The 19,227-nt window shown below is 58.8% G+C and carries 18 protein-coding genes; 6 read left to right on the top strand and 12 right to left on the bottom strand.

Going from position 1 to position 19,227, the window contains the following annotated elements; all coding sequences use genetic code 11:
• Nucleotides 1-123: 123 nt before the first annotated feature.
• Nucleotides 124-501, top strand: coding sequence for a hypothetical protein (locus ACIOYV_RS21860; RefSeq protein WP_046032015.1), 378 nt, complete (start codon nucleotides 124-126; stop codon nucleotides 499-501).
• A gap of 157 nt (nucleotides 502-658) precedes the next feature.
• On the opposite strand, the gene fadD1 is transcribed toward ACIOYV_RS21860, so the two are convergent.
• Both fadD1 and fadD2 read right to left on the bottom strand, forming a co-directional pair.
• On the bottom strand, nucleotides 659-2,350 hold the full coding sequence (gene fadD1 / locus ACIOYV_RS21865; protein WP_163912617.1) for a long-chain-fatty-acid--CoA ligase FadD1: 1,692 nt from the start codon (nucleotides 2,348-2,350) through the stop codon (nucleotides 659-661).
• Between the two features lie 361 nt (nucleotides 2,351-2,711).
• The gene (gene fadD2, locus ACIOYV_RS21870; protein ID WP_401326960.1) at nucleotides 2,712-4,400 is read right to left on the bottom strand and encodes a long-chain-fatty-acid--CoA ligase FadD2; all 1,689 of its coding nucleotides are present in this window, start codon (nucleotides 4,398-4,400) and stop codon (nucleotides 2,712-2,714) included.
• A gap of 226 nt (nucleotides 4,401-4,626) precedes the next feature.
• Between fadD2 and ACIOYV_RS21875 the strand changes: the two genes are divergently transcribed.
• A complete protein-coding gene (locus ACIOYV_RS21875; RefSeq protein WP_401326962.1) occupies nucleotides 4,627-5,571 on the top strand; it encodes a lysophospholipase in 945 nt (314 codons plus the stop codon).
• Between the two features lie 54 nt (nucleotides 5,572-5,625).
• Nucleotides 5,626-6,096, top strand: coding sequence for a MaoC family dehydratase (locus ACIOYV_RS21880; RefSeq protein WP_054044906.1), 471 nt, complete (start codon nucleotides 5,626-5,628; stop codon nucleotides 6,094-6,096).
• Between the two features lie 236 nt (nucleotides 6,097-6,332).
• On the opposite strand, the gene ACIOYV_RS21885 is transcribed toward ACIOYV_RS21880, so the two are convergent.
• A complete protein-coding gene (locus tag ACIOYV_RS21885; protein ID WP_054044908.1) occupies nucleotides 6,333-6,800 on the bottom strand; it encodes a PA2169 family four-helix-bundle protein in 468 nt (155 codons plus the stop codon).
• A 203-nt stretch (nucleotides 6,801-7,003) separates the two neighbouring features.
• Here ACIOYV_RS21885 and ACIOYV_RS21890 point away from each other — a divergent pair, with 203 nt between their 5' ends.
• Both ACIOYV_RS21890 and ACIOYV_RS21895 read left to right on the top strand, forming a co-directional pair.
• On the top strand, nucleotides 7,004-7,240 hold the full coding sequence (locus ACIOYV_RS21890; RefSeq protein ID WP_007949456.1) for a DUF3820 family protein: 237 nt from the start codon (nucleotides 7,004-7,006) through the stop codon (nucleotides 7,238-7,240).
• A 16-nt stretch (nucleotides 7,241-7,256) separates the two neighbouring features.
• Nucleotides 7,257-8,438 carry an aminotransferase class V-fold PLP-dependent enzyme gene (locus ACIOYV_RS21895; protein ID WP_401326966.1) on the top strand — a complete coding sequence of 394 codons (1,182 nt, stop codon included), beginning with the start codon at nucleotides 7,257-7,259 and terminating at the stop codon, nucleotides 8,436-8,438.
• Between the two features lie 9 nt (nucleotides 8,439-8,447).
• On the opposite strand, the gene ACIOYV_RS21900 is transcribed toward ACIOYV_RS21895, so the two are convergent.
• The 4 genes from ACIOYV_RS21900 to zwf form a co-directional block, all read right to left on the bottom strand.
• Nucleotides 8,448-9,170: an intradiol ring-cleavage dioxygenase gene (locus tag ACIOYV_RS21900; RefSeq protein WP_401326968.1), complete on the bottom strand. Its 723-nt coding sequence runs from the start codon at nucleotides 9,168-9,170 to the stop codon at nucleotides 8,448-8,450.
• 294 nt (nucleotides 9,171-9,464) lie between these two features.
• Nucleotides 9,465-10,130: a bifunctional 4-hydroxy-2-oxoglutarate aldolase/2-dehydro-3-deoxy-phosphogluconate aldolase gene (locus ACIOYV_RS21905; RefSeq protein ID WP_054044913.1), complete on the bottom strand. Its 666-nt coding sequence runs from the start codon at nucleotides 10,128-10,130 to the stop codon at nucleotides 9,465-9,467.
• A 17-nt stretch (nucleotides 10,131-10,147) separates the two neighbouring features.
• Complete coding sequence (gene pgl, locus ACIOYV_RS21910) at nucleotides 10,148-10,861, bottom strand: 6-phosphogluconolactonase (RefSeq protein ID WP_054613754.1); 714 nt, start codon at nucleotides 10,859-10,861, stop codon at nucleotides 10,148-10,150.
• Complete coding sequence (gene zwf / locus ACIOYV_RS21915; protein WP_163912608.1) at nucleotides 10,848-12,317, bottom strand: glucose-6-phosphate dehydrogenase; 1,470 nt, start codon at nucleotides 12,315-12,317, stop codon at nucleotides 10,848-10,850. The genes pgl and zwf overlap by 14 nt, the downstream gene beginning before the upstream one ends.
• Before the next feature lie 226 nt (nucleotides 12,318-12,543).
• Here zwf and ACIOYV_RS21920 point away from each other — a divergent pair, with 226 nt between their 5' ends.
• Nucleotides 12,544-13,404, top strand: a complete 861-nt coding sequence (locus tag ACIOYV_RS21920) for a MurR/RpiR family transcriptional regulator (RefSeq protein WP_177331417.1) — start codon at nucleotides 12,544-12,546, stop codon at nucleotides 13,402-13,404.
• A gap of 126 nt (nucleotides 13,405-13,530) precedes the next feature.
• On the opposite strand, the gene ACIOYV_RS21925 is transcribed toward ACIOYV_RS21920, so the two are convergent.
• The 5 genes from ACIOYV_RS21925 to ACIOYV_RS21945 all read right to left on the bottom strand — a co-directional run bounded on the left by ACIOYV_RS21925 (nucleotide 13,531) and on the right by ACIOYV_RS21945 (nucleotide 19,103).
• Complete coding sequence (locus tag ACIOYV_RS21925) at nucleotides 13,531-14,385, bottom strand: D-hexose-6-phosphate mutarotase (protein WP_401326972.1); 855 nt, start codon at nucleotides 14,383-14,385, stop codon at nucleotides 13,531-13,533.
• A gap of 286 nt (nucleotides 14,386-14,671) precedes the next feature.
• Nucleotides 14,672-16,021 carry a carbohydrate porin gene (locus ACIOYV_RS21930; protein ID WP_401326975.1) on the bottom strand — a complete coding sequence of 450 codons (1,350 nt, stop codon included), beginning with the start codon at nucleotides 16,019-16,021 and terminating at the stop codon, nucleotides 14,672-14,674.
• Between the two features lie 172 nt (nucleotides 16,022-16,193).
• Entirely contained in the window at nucleotides 16,194-17,354 is a 1,161-nt protein-coding gene (locus tag ACIOYV_RS21935) for an ABC transporter ATP-binding protein (RefSeq protein ID WP_290029769.1), read from the bottom strand.
• Nucleotides 17,355-17,356: 2 nt separating this feature from the next.
• A complete protein-coding gene (locus ACIOYV_RS21940) occupies nucleotides 17,357-18,202 on the bottom strand; it encodes a carbohydrate ABC transporter permease (protein WP_054613749.1) in 846 nt (281 codons plus the stop codon).
• Nucleotides 18,195-19,103 carry a carbohydrate ABC transporter permease gene (locus tag ACIOYV_RS21945; protein WP_046056150.1) on the bottom strand — a complete coding sequence of 303 codons (909 nt, stop codon included), beginning with the start codon at nucleotides 19,101-19,103 and terminating at the stop codon, nucleotides 18,195-18,197. Before ACIOYV_RS21945 ends, ACIOYV_RS21940 begins: the two co-directional genes overlap by 8 nt.
• Between the last annotated feature and the right edge of the window lie 124 nt (nucleotides 19,104-19,227).

Consider the following 19,227-nt stretch of genomic DNA (forward strand, 5'->3'; position numbering starts at 1 on the left):
TTTATTTTCACTGCGACATTTCATCGCCGATTAAAGGTTGGGCTTTATGTTTGCCGTCCAACCCCCGAGAATGCGCAACGTATTCAGGCCATGGCGCTGAAGATCCAATCCCGTAGGAATGTTATGAAACTCGATAAAAAGCAGGCCATTGCCCGCAGAAACCAGGAACTCGGCGGTGCTGTGCTTGGCGTCAACAACTGCCATTTCACCGAATTGAACCGCAACCGCAACATCTGGTGGTTCGACATCCCGGTGGCACGCCTGGCCGTTGGTCAGTACGAGTGGGTGCACCTGTTGATGCATACGCCGGACACCGACGAACTGCTGCACCTGAAAGTGCCGACAGTGTTCCTGCGGGAAAAACTCGAAGGCCTGGTGGTGCGCAACGAAGGCAAGCGCAAAGCGGCCCTGAGCCTGGAACTGAGCGCCGACAAGGACTCGTACCTGCAGGACATGCGCCCGGCGGGTACCAACGTCAACTTCGCGCCGTTCCGCCTCTAAAAGCAAAAGCTTCGCGAGCAGGCTCGCTCCCACAGGGGAATGCATTCCAATTGTGGGAGCGAGCCTGCTCGCGAAAGCGGTCTGACAGACGCAAGCTCTCCAGGCCAACAACAAAAAGCCCCGCATCTCTGCGGGGCTTTTGTGTTTCAAGCGGGGCTTACTTCTTCACGCCCAGCTTCTTCAGCTCTTCGTCACGCAATTCGCGGCGCAGGATCTTGCCGACGTTGGTGGTCGGCAGCGCATCGCGGAATTCCACGGAGCGCGGGACCTTGTAGCCGGTGACGTTGGCGCGCATGTGCTCCATCACCTGTTCCTTGGTCAGGGTCACGCCCGGTTTGACGACGATGAAGATCTTGATCGCCTCGCCCGACTTCTCGTCCGGCACGCCGATGGCTGCACATTGCAGCACGCCCGGCAGGGTCGCCAGCACGTCTTCCAGCTCATTCGGGTACACGTTGAAACCGGAGACCAGGATCATGTCTTTCTTGCGATCGACAATGCGCATGTAGCCATCCGGCTGGATCAGCGCGATGTCGCCGGTCTTCAACCAGCCTTCGCTGTCGAGCATTTCATCGGTGGCGTCCTGGCGCTGCCAGTAGCCCTTCATGACTTGCGGGCCTTTCACGCACAACTCACCGATTTCGCCCAGCGGCTGTTCAACGCCGGCATCGTCGATGACTTTGCACAGGGTTGAAGGCACCGGAATCCCGATGGTGCCGATCTGGATGTGCTGGATCGGGTTGACCGTCGCCACCGGGCTGGTTTCGGTCATGCCGTAACCTTCGCAGATGCCGCAACCGGTAACCGCTTTCCAGCGTTCGGCCGCGGCCAGTTGCAGGGCCATGCCGCCGGACAGGGTGACTTTCAACGCCGAGAAGTCCAGCTTGCGGAACGCTTCGTTGTTGCACAGCGCCACGAACAGCGTATTCAAGCCAACGAAACCGCTGAACTTCCACTTCGACAGTTCCTTGACCATCGCCGTAAGGTCACGCGGGTTGCTGATCAGGATGTTGTGGTTGCCAATCAGCATCATCGCCATGCAATGAAAGGTGAAGGCATAGATGTGATACAGCGGCAGCGGCGTGATCAGGATCTCGCAACCTTCATTGAGGTTGGAACCCATCAGCGCCTTGCACTGCAGCATGTTCGCCACCAGGTTGCGGTGGGTCAGCATTGCGCCCTTGGCCACGCCGGTGGTGCCGCCGGTGTATTGCAGCACCGCGACATCGCCGCTGTCCGGGTTGGCTTCAGCCACTGGCTGGCCATGGCCCTTGCTCAGCACGTCGTTGAACTTGACGGCCTTGGGCAAGTGATACGCCGGGACCATCTTCTTCACGTACTTGATGACGCTGTTGATCAGCAGGCGTTTGAGCGGTGGCAGCAGGTCGGCCACTTCGGTGACGATCACGTGCTTGACGCCGGTTTTCGGCACGACGGTCTGGGCCAGATGCGCCATGTTGGCCAGGCAGACCAGGGCTTTGGCACCGGAGTCGTTGAATTGGTGTTCCATCTCCCGCGCGGTGTACAGCGGGTTGGTGTTGACCACGATCAGCCCGGCGCGGATCGCACCGAAAACGGCCACCGGGTACTGCAACACGTTGGGCAACTGCACGGCGATTCGATCACCGGGCTGCAAGTCGGTATGCTGCTGCAGGTAAGCGGCAAAGGCACCGGACAATTCGTACAGTTCACCGTAGGTGATTGTCTTGCCCAGGTTGCTGAATGCCGGTTTGTTAGCGAAGCGTTGGCAGGACTGCTTCAACACTGCCTGAATATTCGGATACTCGTCTGGATTGATGTCGGCAGCAATCCCGGCAGGGTACTTATCCTTCCAAAAGTCTTCGATCATGGAAGCCCACTCCTCAGCAACGCGAATTCATCACCGCATTTGATGCGATTATTATTGGTGTGTGTTTTTTATTGGTGAGTCTGGCTTTTAGATAGGCCGAGAAGTCACAAAAGCGCGCCGAGAGTAGCAGCTTTGCCAAGGGCCGACTAGAGCCAAAAGTAGCCTCTACAGTCACTTTGATGACTCAAGAGCAGCAAGCAGTCATTTTAGAGCAAAAATTCTATACATGTCTGAAAGCCCCTGAAATTGGGGGGTTTAGATCTTTAAAAGCTTCGCGGGCAAGCCTCGCTCCTACAGGTCTGCGCTGAACCTGTGGGAGCGAGGCTTGCCCGCGAACGCGCGAAGCGCGGCCATTCAACCGTTACGCGATATCACGCAACTCCCGCCGCAGAATCTTGCCCACCGGCGTCATCGGCAACGACTCACGCAACACAATGTGCTTGGGCACTTTGTACGCGGTGAAGTTTTCCTTGCAGTAAGCCTTCAACTCTTCAAGGCTGACCCCCGATTCCCGGGCCACCACAAACAACTTCACCGCCTCCCCCGAACGTTCATCCGGCACGCCGATCACCGCGCAGTTGGCGACTTTCGGGTGAGCCATCACCACGTCTTCGATTTCGTTGGGGTACACGTTGAAGCCCGAGACGATGATCATGTCTTTCTTGCGATCGACGATGCGCACGAAACCGTCCGGATCAATGACCCCGATGTCACCCGACTTGAACCAGCCCTCGGCATCCAGCACTTCGGCGGTGGCCTCGGGTTTGTTCCAGTAGCCCTTCATGATCTGCGGGCCCTTGATGCACAACTCGCCGCGCTCGCCCAACGGCTGCTCGACGCCTTCGTCATTGATGACTTTCAGCGTGGTGCCCGGCACTGGCAGGCCGACCGTGCCGATCCGCGACTTGTCGCCATACGGGTTGGTGCAGGCCACCGGCGAGGTTTCAGTCAGGCCGTAGCCTTCGGTGATGCGGCAACCGGTGAGTTGTTCCCAACGCTCGGCGGTGGCCTTGACCAGCGCGGTGCCGCCAGAGTTGGTGAGCTTGAGGCTGGAGAAATCCAGGGTCTTGAAGTCCGGGTGATCCATCAGCGCGACGAACAACGTGTTGAGCCCCAGCAACGCCGAGAACCGCCAGTTCTTCAGTTCCTTGATAAAGCCCTTGATGTCGCGCGGATTGGTGATCAGTACGTTGTGGTTGCCGGTCACCATCATGCACATGCAGTTCGCTGTGAAGGCATAGATATGGTAGAGCGGCAGCGGCGCGACCATCACTTCCTGGCCCTCGCGCAGCAGCGGCTGACCGTCACTGCCGAACTGGCCCAGACAGGCGCGCGCCTGCTGCATGTTCGCCACCAGGTTGCCGTGAGTCAGCATTGCGCCCTTGGCCAGGCCGGTGGTGCCGCCGGTGTATTGCAGCACCGCGATGTCGTCGAGTCCGACCTTCAGCGGCTTGATGCCCAGGCCCCGACCGAGGCGCAGCGTGCTTTTGAACGAAATGGCCTGGGGCAAGGCATAGTCCGGGACCATCTTCTTGACCTTGCTCACCAGCGTATTGACCAGCCAGCCCTTGGCGGCGGGCATCAGGTCGCCCATCTTCGCTTCGATCAGGTACTGGATGTCGGTGTCGGCCAGCACTTCCTGGACCTTGGCCCCGAACATGTTCAGGTACACCAGCGCCCGGGCACCGGAATCCTTGAACTGATGGCGCATCTCCCGCGGGGTGTACAGCGGGTTGGTGTTGACCACGATCAGCCCGGCGCGCAATGCGCCAAACACGGCAATCGGGTAATGCAGGACGTTGGGCATCTGCACCGCGATGCGATCCCCCGGCGCGAGGTCGGTGTGGGCTTGCAGGTAACCGGCGAATGCGGCGCTGTAGCGCTCGAGCTCGGCGTAGGTCAGGGTCACGCCCATGTTGCTGAAGGCCGGGCGATCCGCGAATTTCTTGCAGGAACGCTCGAACACCTCGATCACCGACTTATAGGCCCCAAGATCGATGTCCAGGGGCACGCCGGCCGGGCGTTTATCATTCCAGAAATCAGGTTGCATTGTTCTTGTCCTCTTTACCTGAATCACCTTGGCCGCTTTTCTGTCATTCCTGAGAAACAAAAAGCAAAAAGCGGAGCTTCACGGACACTAGCAGTTATGGCGAATCAGGCAAATACGGCCAACACCGTCATAGATCGTGTGAATCTTCCTAGGGTGGCGTGGGCTGATCAGACGGCAAGCGTGGGATGCGCTATACAATGCAACCACATCGTGCAAAGGAATCGCCATGATCCACGACACTTTCTGGCTGACCGCGAGTGATCACAGCCGCCTCTTCGTCAACCAATGGCTGCCCGCCCCGCCGTTGAAAGCCGTGATTTTGCTGGCGCATGGCATGGCCGAGCACAGCGGTCGCTACGCCCGAGTCGCGGAAAAACTCTGCGAACAAGGCTACGGCGTGTACGCACCGGACTTGCGTGGACATGGCAAAACTGCCGATAACGGCACGCTCGGGCATTTTGCCGATGACGATGGCTGGTGCAAGGTTGTCGGCGATCTCGCCAGCCTCAACCAATACATCGGCCAGCAACACCCCGGCATGCCGATCATATTGTTGGGTCACAGCATGGGCAGTTACATCGCCCAGGCCTATCTGCTGCACCACAGCGCCAGCCTGCACGGGGCGATTCTCAGCGGATCGAACTTCCAGCCCGTGGCGCTTTATCGTGCCGCGCGGCAAATCGCCCGGCTCGAACGCCTGCGCCAGGGACCGAAGGGGCGCAGCGCGCTGATCGAATTCCTGTCGTTCGGCTCGTTCAACAAAAAATTCAAACCGGCACGTACCAAATTCGACTGGCTAAGCCGCGATCCGGCGCAAGTCGATCTGTACGCCAATGACCCGCTTTGCGGCTTTCGCTGCACCAATCAACTGTGGATCGACTTGCTCGGCGGCTTGCAGCAAATCAGCAAAGCGTCCAATCTCGCCCAGGTCGATCCAGGCCTGCCCTTGCTGGTGATGGGCGGTGAATGTGATCCGGTGAGTGAAGGCAAGCGTCTCAAAGATCTGGCCCATGCATTGCGCACGGCCGGCAGCCAGAACCTGCAATTGAATATTTACCCGCAGGCACGTCACGAACTGTTCAACGAGAGCAACCGCGATGAAGTGATCGCCGACGTATTGAACTGGATCGCCCAGGCGCTCAGCCACCGCCGCCCGGCCAGAACCGAGTAGTTTTTCGAATAGTTTTTTTGTGGATTTTTTAATTCGTCACAGGAATTGAGACAGATGACCCAGGTTACCAACACCCCTTACGAAGCCCTTGAAGTCGGTCAGACCGCCAGCTACAGCAAGACCGTAGAAGAGCGTGATATTCAGCTGTTCGCCGCGATGTCCGGCGACCACAACCCGGTGCACCTGGACGCAGAATTCGCCGCTGGCACCATGTTCAAGGAGCGTATCGCCCACGGCATGTTCAGCGGCGCGCTGATCAGTGCTGCGGTGGCCTGTGAGTTGCCTGGGCCGGGCACCATTTATATCGGTCAGCAGATGAGCTTCCAGAAACCGGTGAAAATCGGCGACACCTTGACCGTGCGTCTGGAAATTCTCGAGAAACTGCCGAAGTTTCGCGTGCGGATTGCCACTCGCGTGTTCAACCAGCGTGATGAGTTGGTGGTGGACGGCGAGGCGGAGATCCTGGCGCCGCGTAAGCAGCAGACCGTGACGTTGCCTGTGTTGCCGGCGATCAGCATCGGCTGATTCACCACACAACTGGCTGGTACACCGCTCAACTGTGGCGAGGGAGCTTGCTCCCGCTGGGCCTCGAAGCGGCCCCAATGCTTTCAACGCGGGACGTCAGAAAAAACGGTAAGCCGATTTACGACTGCTGCGCAGCCGGGCGGGAGCAAGCTCCCTCGCCACAGTAATTCGGGGCAATTCGCGGGGCACAAAAAAACGCCAGACTAGCTGGCGTTTTTTGTTACAGCGACGACTGCTTAAGAGCGAGCACGCGCCTGGTTACGCAGGGCTTTTACCTGGTCGTGGTTGCGTTGCACGCCGTGGTACTGACGTTCAACCAAATCACGAATACCCACCAGGTTGTGCTTGGTGATTTTTTCCAGCGCTTCCTTGTAGGCTTTCAACGCGTGGTCTTCACCGCGTTCGGCTTCGTTCAGTACGGCTTCTTCATCTTTGCCGGTGAACATCGCTTTCACGTCAACCCAGCGACGGTGCAGGTCGCCGCTGACGCTGGTGGAAGTTTCCGGATCGCCGCCCAGCGAACGTACAGCAGACTGCAGTTCAGCAGCGGCGGTAGCGCAATCGGCAGAACGGGTAACGAACAGCGTTTTCAGTTCTGGATGCTTGATGTCTTCAGCGCAAGTCTTGAACCCTTCCTGACCGTCTTTGCTGGTTTCGATCAGGTCGTTGAGTACAGAGATGGCTTCTTTATTCACGTCGGTCATTTTCAATTCCTCGCGGGTTGATGAGAGATGCAATAACTATTGCAGCCTGCATGCCAGCTTTGAATTGAGAATTTATCCCTTATTTTTCAATAAGTTAGTTTTACAGCCAATATCTGTATCCGCTTTATTTGCATGATCTGTCATTTGGCCTGCATGCAGAATGCCTGTATTTTCGAGTCTGTTTGAATCAAGACGACATATTGATGAATCCTGAAAAGCTCGAACTGCTGATTACCCGCGAAATGCCCTTTGGCAAGTACAAGGGACGCATCATCGCCGACCTCCCCGGCCAGTACCTGAACTGGTTCGCCCGCGAAGGTTTCCCCCACGGTGAACTGGGCGGGTTGCTTGCGTTGATGCAGGAAATCGACCACAACGGTTTATCCGAACTGCTCGAACCGCTACGCGCCAAACATGGCAAGCCTGCGCCGCGCCACTGAACTGATTGAGTAGCCCATGCCCGAAAACACCCGCCGCGCCCGTGATGAAGCTTTCTGGCAGACCTTTGCCGATCGTTACTCTGTCGAACCTGGCCCCATCAACCTGGAGAACGGTTACTTCGGGCGCATGTCGCGCACGGTGGTCGAGGAATACCAGCGCAACATCGAACTGATCAACCGCAGCAACTCGGTGCATGTGCGCCAACGCTTCGAACAGATCGAAAGCCTGGATATTCGAGCGCAACTCGCCGAGATGATTGGCGTGCGCGCGCACTCCGTCGCCCTCACCCGCAATGCCTCGGACGGCCTGCAATCGCTGATCCGCAACTACAACCGCTTGCAGCCCGGCGATCAGGTGCTGCTGTGCGATCTGGAGTACGACACGGTCAAGGGCGCCATGCGTTGGCTGGCTCGTCATCGCGGCGTGGAAGTGATCGAAATCGATCACCAGCACCCTGCCACTTTCGACAGTTTGCTGGCCAGCTACCGCGAAGCCTTCGTGCGTTATCCACGCCTCAAGCTGATGGCCCTGACCCACGTCACCCACCGCTCCGGCCTGGTGATGCCGGTGCAGGCAATTGCCGCGCTCGCCAAGGAACATGGGGTCGATGTGATCCTCGACGGCGCCCATGCCCTGGGCCAGATCGACTTCGATCTGGAAACCCTGGGCATCGCGTTTGCCGGCTACAACCTGCACAAATGGATCGGCGCGCCGCTGACCCTGGGTTTCATTTACATCGCGCCGCAACGCCTGGCCGATATCGACCCGGACATGGGCGAGATGCATTTCCCGATCAATGACATTCGATCCCGCACGCCCTACAGCACGCCGAACATTCCAGCGCTGATGACCCTGCCACTGGTGTTCGAGGAGCATCAGGCCATGGGCGGTTCCGCCGCCAAGGGCGCACGCCTCGATTACCTGCGTAACCGCTGGGTCAGCGCCGTGCGCGACTTGCCGGGTATCGAAGTCATGACCCCGGACGATCCCCGGCTGTATTGCGGCATCACCTCGATGCGCTTTACCCGCCACGCTGATCAGCAAGTGATGGTCGAGCGGCTGCTAAACGACTACAACCTGTTCACCGTGGCCCGCAGCGGTGCGTCGTTCGGGCCGTGCATCCGCATCACGCCGGGGCTGACCACCACCGCCGCCGACATGGACTTACTGGTCCAGGCGCTGACCGAGTTGCGCTGATATCAGCGCTCACACCGTGTACTTGTCGAAGTCCTCGGGCTTGATTTGGGTCGACACCGCAAAGGTGTCGATGCCGATGGTCATATGCCCGAAGAAGCCGTCCTCCGTGGTGTCTCGACCGATGCTGTGAACGGTCAGGGTCGAGGCGTCACCGCCCATATTTTCGTAGAAATGATCCTTATCGTTGCTCAGCGGCGACACGCTCCGGCCCTTGTACTCCCTGGCACTCAGCACCGACCTGGAGGCCACTTCGGGAAAGTACAGCTGACCGACCCAAGCGACATGCCGCTCTTCCAGATAATTGTTGCCACCGGTGATGCGCACCGCCACGTGGATGTGCAGTGCACGCCCGGCATAGAAGCCTGGATAGATCGTGGTAAACCGCACCATGCCCTTGTTGTCACTGAATTGCCCACCGCGCAGGTAAGTGTCGTCATCGGTGCGCGCAATCGCCCCGATGTCACCGGCATCGACTTCAAGGTCCGGATTGATCCGGCTCCAGCCCGAGTACGAACCCCGGGCATTGCAATGCCAGATATCCACCAGCGCGCCGCTCACCGGCTCGCCGGTCATGGCATCGACAATCGCCAGGCGCATCACCAGGGGAATGCCGTCCTGGCCTTCGCTGATGTTTCTGCGGATGAGTTTGGGGTTGCGGAAATAAGGGCCGGCGATCTGCTCCGGGGACAGCAGGCAGACGGTTTCGCGGGGAGTAGCAGAGGTGTTATCCATGAGGTTCTCTCTTCCATAAGATGATTCAAGGATAGAGAGAGATGCCGGGCGGGATGCGGTAACTATGTATCGGGGAATGTTTTCTGCAGGAGCAAAGCTTGCTCGCGAAAGCGGTCTGACATTCAACCTTTGTGGTGAATGTGATGACGCCTTCGCGGGCAAGCCTCGCTCCTACAGGGGCATGTGTTGCGCGGGATTTTTTTGAGGCAAAAAAAAACGGTGCACCGACCAAGCGCACCGTAAAGCCGTAGAACACACAACGAAGTGTCAGGTAAAACTATCAATCCAACTGCATCAGTCCAGCAGCGCCAGGGCCTCGGCGGTGCATTCCTGAATGCGGGCCCAGTCGCCGTTCTTGATCCACTCCGGATCAAGCATCCAGCTACCGCCCACGCACATCACGTTTTTCAACGCCATGTAGCTCTTGATATTGGCCGGGCTGACGCCGCCAGTCGGGCAGAATTTAACTTCGCCAAACGGACCGCCAAGTGCCTTGATAGCCGCGACGCCGCCGCTGACTTCCGCCGGGAACAGCTTGAAGCGGCGATAGCCCAGGCCATAACCTTCCATGATGCCGGAGGCGTTGCTGATGCCGGGCAACAGCGGGATCGGGCTGTCGACGCTGGCTTCGAGCAGGTCACGAGTAATGCCCGGGGTGACGATGAATTGCGAACCGGCCCTTTCAGCCGCGGCGAGCATGCTGCGATCGAGCACAGTGCCGGCACCGGTTACCAATTCCGGACGCTGCTCGCGCAGGATCTGGATGGCTTTGAGGCCGAACTGCGAACGCAGGGTCACTTCCAGGGCGGTCAGGCCACCGGCGGCCAAGGCGTCGGCCAGTGGCAGGACGTCCTGTTCGCGAGCGATGGTGATCACCGGCAAAATCCGCGCCTTGGCGCAGAGGCTGTCGATCAGGGCAACTTTGTCCGCCATGGAAACGGTCGGGGATGTGTTTGTCATAGCGGCTGATCCTTGGCTCATGGGCACCAGTAAATCTCTAACGTAGGTTGCAGAAACGCGCGAATCGGCATGGCGGCGACATCGTCACCGGCCAATGCGGCACTCAAAGTAGTCAGCTTGGACTGACCGGAAATCGATAGAACGGTGTTCGTGGCCGAAGCCAGCAGCGCGCGACTCATGGTCAGACGCTGATGCGGCACGGTCGGCGCCAGCATCGGGTAGCAACGGCGTGTGCCATCGACTTTCAAGGCATCGGCCAGGTTCGGGCTGTTGGGGAACAGCGAGGCGGTGTGCCCGTCGTCGCCCATGCCCAGAATCAGCACGTCGATCGCCGGCAACTCTGCCAGCAAGCGGTCAGCCTGCTCGGCTGCCAGCTCAAGGTTGGCGGTGGCGCTGTAAAGGCTCAAAAACTTGGCCTTGGCCGCCGGGCCTTGCAGCAAATAACGCTTGAGCAAACCGGCATTGCTGTCAGCGTGTTCCACCGGCACCCAGCGCTCGTCGGCCAGGGTCACGACGACCTTGGACCAGTCCAGCGTCTGCTTGGCCAGGTGCTGAAAGAACGCCACCGGGCTGCGGCCACCGGAAACCACCAGGGTCGCCGTGCCGCGTGCGTCGATGGCCTCGCTCAGTTGCTTGGCCACATTCAGCGCCAGGCCTTCAGCCAACAGCACCGGGCTCTTGAACTCATGGGCGCTGACGCCCTGAGGCAGTTTCAAATCAGATATCGCCATACCACGACCTCCCGTCCCGCGTGATCAGTGCAATTGAACTCATCGGTCCCCAGGACCCGGCCGCGTACGGCTTGGGCGCATCACCGGATTTTTTCCACCCGGCGATCAACTGGTCACACCACTTCCACGCGGCTTCGATTTCATCTTTACGGACAAACAGGTTCTGATTGCCCCGCATTACTTCCAGCAACAACCGTTCGTAGGCATCGGGAATCCGTGCGCTGCGCCAGGTGTCGGAAAAATTCAGCTGCAACGGACCGCTGCGCAGCTGCATGCCCTTGTCCAGGCCTTGTTCTTTGGTCATCACGCGCAAGGAGATGCCTTCGTCCGGTTGCAGGCGGATAATCAGCTTGTTGCTGATTTGCAGGCGCTGCTCGGGGGCGAAGATGTAGTGCGACGGCTCCTTGAAGTGGATGACGATCTGCGACAACTTCTGCGGCATGCGCTTGCCGGTGCGCAGGTAAAACGGCACGCCGGCCCAACGCCAGTTGCGGATATCGGCACGCAGCGCGACGAAGGTTTCGGTGTCGCTCTGGGTGTTGGAATTCGGTTCTTCCAGATAACCCGGCACCGGTTTGCCTTCGCTATAGCCAGCGATGTACTGGCCGCGAACGACCTGAGTGGTCAGGCCTTCCGGGCTGATCGGCGCCAGGGCCTTGAGCACTTTGACTTTCTCGTCACGGATGCTATCGGCAGACAGGTCGGCCGGCGGGTCCATGGCGATCAGGCAGAGCAGTTGCAGCAGGTGATTCTGGATCATGTCCCGCAGCTGGCCGGCCTTGTCGAAGTAACCCCAACGGCCTTCGATCCCGACCTTCTCGGCCACGGTGATTTCCACGTGGGAAATGTAATTCTGGTTCCACTGGGTTTCGAACAGGCTGTTGGCGAACCGCAGGGCGATCAGGTTCTGGACGGTTTCTTTGCCCAGGTAGTGGTCGATGCGATAGGTGCGGTTCTCCGGGAAGAACGCCGCCACGGCATCGTTGACCGTACGTGAGGATTCCAGGTCCGAACCGATGGGTTTTTCCAGTACCACGCGGGTGTTTTCGCTCAGGCCAACCTTCGACAGGTTCTCGCAGATCGCGCCGTAAACGGCTGCCGGCGTGGCGAAGTAGGCAATCACACGCTGCGCGCTGCCAGCCTGTTCGGCCAGGGCGACGTAGTCTTCAGATTTGAGGAAGTCGACGTGCAAGTAGCTCAAACGAGCGAGGAAGCGTTCGACTACAGCTTCGTCCAGCTCTTTGGCATCGACGTAGCGGCGCAGCTCAGAGGCGATGAACGCCAGGTGTTGCTGCTCGCTGCCGGGTTCACGGGCCAGCGCGATAATGCGCGTGTCCTCGTGCAACAGGCCGGCGCCGTCCAGTTGATAGAGGGCAGGAAACAGTTTGCGCAAGGCCAGGTCGCCAAGGGCGCCGAACAAGGCAAAGGTGCACGGTTCAACCGTAATCGAAGGCATGATGTTTGTTCTTTTATCAAGTTAAGCTACAAATACCTTTTTTCAAGGCATCACTCAAGGGAAAATGTAGTAATAACCACAACATTTTCGCAAAATACAGATTCCGAGTGGTGGTCGGTCGGAGCCATCAGTAGGATAGGCCACCGTTACGGGCCGCATCAAAGGCCCTTTTTGCATAGCAGACTGCTTGTTTGCGCTGCTGACTTAAGGAACATCTATGGACCGCGTGCGAAATTTACTGGAACAAATCCAGAATCGCCTTGAAGACCTGAACAAGGCCGAACGCAAAGTCGCCGAAGTGATCCTGCTCAATCCACAGCAGGCCACCCGGTTCAGCATCGCCGCCCTCGCCCAGGCCTCCAAGGTCAGCGAGCCGACGGTCAACCGTTTCTGCCGTTCATTCGGCGTCAGCGGCTACCCGGAACTGAAACTGCAACTGGCCCAGAGCCTGGCCAGTGGTGCGGCGTATGTCAGCCGTGCGGTCGAGGCCGATGACAATCCTGAAGCCTACACCCAGAAGATCTTCGGCAGTGCCATCGCCTCGCTGGACAGCGCGTGCCAGGCGCTGGACCCGAACCTGATCAGCCGCGCCGTCGATCTGTTGATCCAGGCGCGGCAGATCCACTTCTTCGGCCTCGGCGCTTCGGCCCCGGTGGCGCTGGATGCGCAGCACAAGTTTTTCCGCTTCAACCTCGCGGTCACCGCCCACGCCGATGTGCTGATGCAACGCATGATTGCCTCGGTGGCGCATACCGGTGAGTTGTTCGTGATCATTTCCTACACCGGCCGCACCCGCGAGCTGGTGGAAGTGGCGCGCATCGCCCGGGAGAACGGTGCTTCGGTGCTGGGCTTGACCGCCGAGGGTTCGCCATTGGCCAAGGCCAGTACCTTGAGCCTGAATATTCCACTGCCGGAAGACACTGACATCTATATGCCGATGACCTCGCGGATTATTCAGCTGACGGTGCTCGACGTGTTGGCGACGGGCATGACCTTGCGCCGCGGGGTGGATTTCCAGCCGCATCTGCGCAAGATCAAAGAGAGCTTGAATGCGAGCCGGTATCCGGTGGGTGACGAGTTTAATTAGTCCAACATTTTTGTTGTCTGATCTGGACTCTTCGCGGGCAAGCCTCGCTCCTACAGGGATATGCGACCACTTGTAGGAGCGAGGCTTGCCCGCGAAGAGTCCAGCCGCAACACCACAAGACTTGAACTAAACCCCCACCCGCGCCTGCAAACTCAAATGCGCCCGCTCTCCCGGTGCCAGGCTCAGGCTGTCGGTGCCGCCGCTGGCCGCTTCCACGCAGACAAACTCCAACACCTCATTCCAGCTCACCCCCAGCAACGGCCGTGAACCCGGGTGCCAGACCACCGTGTCGGCATCATCGCCGGTGTCGATGCACAATTCCCGCTGCCAGGCGTGGTCCTTGAGCTGCAATTCGCCGTCGTGCTGGAACACCCGCTGACAGCCGCCATCGACCCGCAACTCACCTTCCTGCTGACACACCTGGCGACTCAACTGATCATAACCCTGCGCTCCATCGAGCCCAGACAGCGCTATCTCACTCACATCACCAATACGCCAATAGGCATGCAACGCCTGACTCAATTGGCATGGCAGGCTGTCTTGATGCTCGGTACTCAAGCGCAAATCCATGCGTTCGCCCAGATGGGCGTGCAGGTCAACCGTCCAGTCACACAGCTGAAGTTGCCAGTGCAAGCGCACGCCATCGTCCTCAGTGCTGCTGTCGAGCAACTTCCAGTCGAGCAACCGCGCCCAACCATGGGACGGCCAAGCATTTTCGCTCGGATGACGGCCAAACCACGGCCAGCACACCGGCACACCGCCACGAATCGCACCCACGTGCGGCCACTTCGCCGCGCACCACAACCAGGGTTTTTGCCCTGTGGGCTGAAAGTGCAACAACTGCGCGCCCTGACGACTGAACACCGCCTGGCACAGCGGATGATCAATCACCAGCACGTCGCGCATCTGATAGCGCTCCCACGCAAACACCGGACGTTCGCGCAAGGATTTGAAGAAGCGTTGTAGCGGATGCTCATGCATGTGCCACGGTCCTGAAAATCATGGGTGTACTCATTACTTTGGTGCCCAGTGAACCACTGTGGCGAGGGGGCTAGCCCCCGTTCGGCTGCGAAGCAGTCGTAAAACCTGCGAGTGCGGTATGACGGAAGGAATGTAGGGGAGCGCTTCGCACTCCAACGGGGGCGAGCCCCCTCGCCACAGCAAGCTCCCTCGCCACAGGTCCTTCATAGACCCTACACAAAAAAAAGCGGATAGCCTTGGCCATCCGCAAATATGCGCACATAGAGAGGAGCTTATCGCAACAGCGTTAGAACACCGACTGAATTTTCAGACCGGCGACCAGAGCGTTGTCGACTTCATCAACACCGCCCGGGTGAGTGATGTATTGCAGGTTAGGACGCACGGTCAGCCAGTTGGTAACGTGGAAGCCGTAGTTGATTTCGTAGTTGTACTCGGTGCTGCGCAGTGGCGCGAACAGTGGATCTTCGTAGTCGTTGACACCATTGGAAGCGTTGATCAGCTCGGAGTTTTTCTTCACGTCATCGTTGACATGGATACGGGCGGCACCAATACCGATGTCATCTTTTGGACGTGCATCGAACGGGCCTTTGTACACAAACATCAGCGACTGGTAGTTGTCGACGAAGTTGGTGTCCTTGTCGTGGAACGTGGCGTTGGCGGCAACGTTCAGACCGCGGGACGCGTCACCGTTGTGAGTGGTGAGTTGTTGCTGTGCCACAAACCAGTAGCCGTGTTTGCTGTCGTGGCTACGGTAGGCGTTACCGCTGGTGGCCGCGTCATTGCCGTTGTCGTCTTTAAGAACGTCATCAGCATTGGCCGTGCTTTTGTAGTAACCGACACGGTATTCGCCCGGCAGGTTGTTCGGGTTAGGCAGCCAGACCAGTTCCACCGGAATGACGGTGCCCGCCGTGCCACTGCCGCTGAGCTTGAAGCCGTTACCGTGTTCCAGTTGCGACGGGTTCTGGTTGTACGCGCCGATCTGCGCATAGAACTCAGGCGAGATGTTGTACTTCACGCGGACAGCGGCCTGGCTGACTGGCCAGTTGTACCAGATACCGGTGGCCCAGTTACCCGCTTGTGAACCGCAGAACGCCAGGTTCTGGAATTCGCACGGGAAGGTGTTGAAGTCTTCGCCTTCGCCGAAGTAACCGGCCTTGACGTCCAGTTTGCCGTCGAGGAACTGGTGCTTGATCCACAACTGGGTCAAACGAACCATGTGACCACGACCGTAGACTTCTTGAGAAGAACTCAAGGTGCCGGCACGCGGATCGCCGACGCGGTCATTGGAAATGTTCTGACCGTTACGGTTGGTGAACTGGACCTTGGCCTGGGTGTTATCCCAGCCCAGCAGTTTTTGCAGGTCCAATGCCACGCCCAGGCCGAACTGGTCGGCGTAACGTGCAGTCTTGTCGTCGTTGTAGCCACCGTGAAGGTTGCCGCCAACTTCACCGACATAGTCCATCTTGATGTCGATACCCTGCTCGATCAGCTTGGTCCGCTCGCCGCCCCAATCACCGGTCATCCACTGGGAATCGGCGCTGAACGCGTCAGCCGCGTGAACGCTACCGACCAGGGTCATCGCCGCCGCAACAGCTGACAATTGGCAGATAAGCTGAGCGTTGTTCTTCTTCTTCATCCCTACATCCTCGTTTTATTGTTATTAACTGTTTTTATCTAACGCGGTTTACATCGATTGCGATGAACGACAGGCCGCTCACCGCGTATCCCCTTGTAGGAGCCAGGCTTGCCGGCGAAGGCGTTCTTGAAATCGCTTTCGCCGGCAAGCCTGGCTCTTACAGTTTTGATCTTTACCGGCCTTTGAATTGCGCGATGTTGCCTACCGATGCTTCGGCTTTTGGCACACCCGCAACCCCCAGGCGTTCCCCGGTCTTGGCATCGAACAACAACACTTTCGACGGATCGAATTGCAGGGTCAGGGTTTCACCCACGCCCGGCGCAACGTCCGGCGCCAGACGGCAGCAGACCTTGGTGTCATTCAGGTTGACGAATACCAGGGTGTCGGGACCAGTCGGCTCGGTGACCTGGACTTCGGCGCGGATGGTCGGCAAGCCATTCGGCTCGCCGTTCGCCAGCACGATCTGTTCCGGGCGCAGGCCGAGGATCACTTCGCGATCTTCCAGGCCGGCGTCCTGCATGCCCATCGGCAATTCGCAACGGGCCTGGCCGCTGTCGAGCAGCGCCACCAGACGACCGTCCTTGCGCTGCAAGCGCAGCGGGATGAAGTTCATCGGCGGCGAACCGATGAAACTCGCCACGAACAGGTTGGCCGGGTTGTTGTAGATGTCCTTCGGCGTGCCGAATTGCTGAATGATCCCGTCCTTCATCACCGCCACTTTGTCGCCCAGAGTCATCGCTTCGATCTGGTCGTGGGTCACGTAGACCGTGGTGGTTTTCAGGCGCTGGTGCATCAGTTTCATTTCGGTGCGCATCTCGACGCGCAGTTTGGCGTCGAGGTTGGACAGCGGTTCGTCGAACAGGTAAATCTTCGGCCGCCGCGCCAGGGCACGGCCCATGGCCACACGCTGTTGCTGACCACCGGAGAGCTGGCCGGGTTTGCGATTGAGCAAATGTTCGATCTGCAGCAGCTTGGCCACCCGCGCCACTTCCGCTTCGATATCGGCGGCAGGCATTTTGCGGATCTTCAAGCCGAAGGCGATGTTCTCGCGCACACTCATGGTCGGGTACAGCGCGTAGGACTGGAACACCATGGCGATGTCACGGTCTTTCGGGCTCATGCCGCTGACGTCCTGATCACCGATCATGATCGCGCCGCCGGTGATGGTTTCCAGGCCGGCGATGCAGTTCATGAGGGTCGATTTACCGCAACCCGAAGGGCCGACCAGGATCAGGAACTCACCGTCCTTGATCGACAGTTCGATGTTCTTCAGGGTGTCCGGCAGGCCGGGACCATAAGTCTTGTTTACATTGCGAAGTTCGAGCGTAGCCATGATTACCCCTTGACTGCGCCGGCCGTCAGCCCGCGCACGAAATACTTGCCTGCGACCACATAGACCAGCAGGGTCGGCAGCCCGGCGATCATCGCCGCCGCCATATCAACGTTGTATTCCTTGGCCCCGGTACTGGTGTTGACCAAGTTGTTCAGCGCCACGGTTATCGGTTGCGAATCACCGCTGGAGAACACCACACCGAACAGGAAGTCGTTCCAGATCTGAGTGAACTGCCAGATCAGGCAGACCATGATGATCGGGGTGGACATCGGCAGGATGATCAGCCGGAAGATGGTGAAGAAACCCGCGCCATCGAGCCGCGCGGCTTTCACCAGCGCATCGGGAACGCTGACGTAGTAGTTACGGAAGAACAGCGTGGTGAACGCCAGGCCGTAGACCACGTGCACGAACACCAGGCCGGTGGTGGTGCTGGCCAGGCCCATTTTGCCGAGGGTGAACGAGGCTGGCAGCAGCACGGTCTGGAACGGCAGGAAGCAACCGAACAGCAGCAGACCGAAGAACAGTTGCGAACCACGGAAGCGCCACATCGACAGCACATAGCCGTTCAATGCACCGATGGCGGTGGAGATCAGCACCGCCGGAACGGTGATCTTGATCGAGTTCCAGAAGTACCCGTCAACCGTGCCCCAGGCCTTGACCCAGCCAATGCCGCTGACCACGGTCGGCCAGCTCAGCAGGTTGCCGGAGTTGATGTCTTCCGGGGTCTTGAAGCTGGTCAACAGCATGACCACCAGCGGAATCAGGTACAGGAATACAGCGAGGATCAGCACGCCGTAGATGGCGATGCGACTCAGGCTGATGGCCGGTTTGGCAGCGAAACTAGTCATGACGCTTGGTCCTCAGCTCGGAGTACAGGTAAGGCACGATGATTGCGAGAATCGCACCGAGCATCAGAATCGCACTGGCCGAGCCCATGCCCATCTGGCCGCGACTGAAGGTGAAGGAATACATGAACATCGCAGGCAGGTCGGAGGAATAACCCGGGCCACCGGCCGTCATTGCCGCCACCAGGTCGAAACTCTTGATTGCGATGTGAGCGAGGATCATCACGGCGCTGAAGAACACCGGACGCAGGCTCGGCAACACCACTTTGAGGTAGATGCGCGGCATGCTCGCGCCGTCGATCTGGGCGGCACGGATGATCGATTGATCAACGCCACGCAGGCCGGCGAGGAACATCGCCATGATAAAGCCCGAGGCTTGCCAGACGGCGGCGATCACCAGGCAATACACCACGCGATCCGGGTCGATCAGCCAGTCCAGGCGAAAGCCTTCCCAGCCCCAGTCCCGCAACAATTTGTCCAGGCCCATGCCCGGGTTGAGCAGCCATTTCCACGCGGTACCGGTAACGATCATCGAGAGCGCCATCGGGTACAGGTAAATGGTGCGGATGAAGCCTTCGCGACGAATGCGCTGGTCGAGGAACACCGCCAGCAGAACACCGATCACCAGGGTGATGCCAATGAACATGCCGCCGAACACCGCCAGGTTCTTGCTCGCTACCCACCAACGGTCGTTGTCGAACAACCGCTCGTATTGCGCCAGGCCGGCCCACTTATAGGTTGGCAGGAAAGTCGATGTGGTGAACGACAGGACAAACGTCCACAGGATATAGCCATAGAAGCCCACCAGGACGATGAACATGCTGGGCGCCAGCACCAGTTTGGGGAGCCAGCGCTGCAGTGCATCGAACGGCGAGGCCTTGCTGAACACAGCAACAGAACTCATGGGAAGATCCCGTACGTAGAATAAAAATTACAGTGACATCCCGTGTGGGAGTGAGCCTGCTCGCGAAGGAGGTGTATCAGTCGACATCAGAGTTGAATGTCAGACCGCTTTCGCGAGCAGGCTC

It is taken from the genome of Pseudomonas sp. NPDC087342, from assembly GCF_044744265.1.
GTDB lineage: Bacteria > Pseudomonadota > Gammaproteobacteria > Pseudomonadales > Pseudomonadaceae > Aquipseudomonas > Aquipseudomonas nunensis.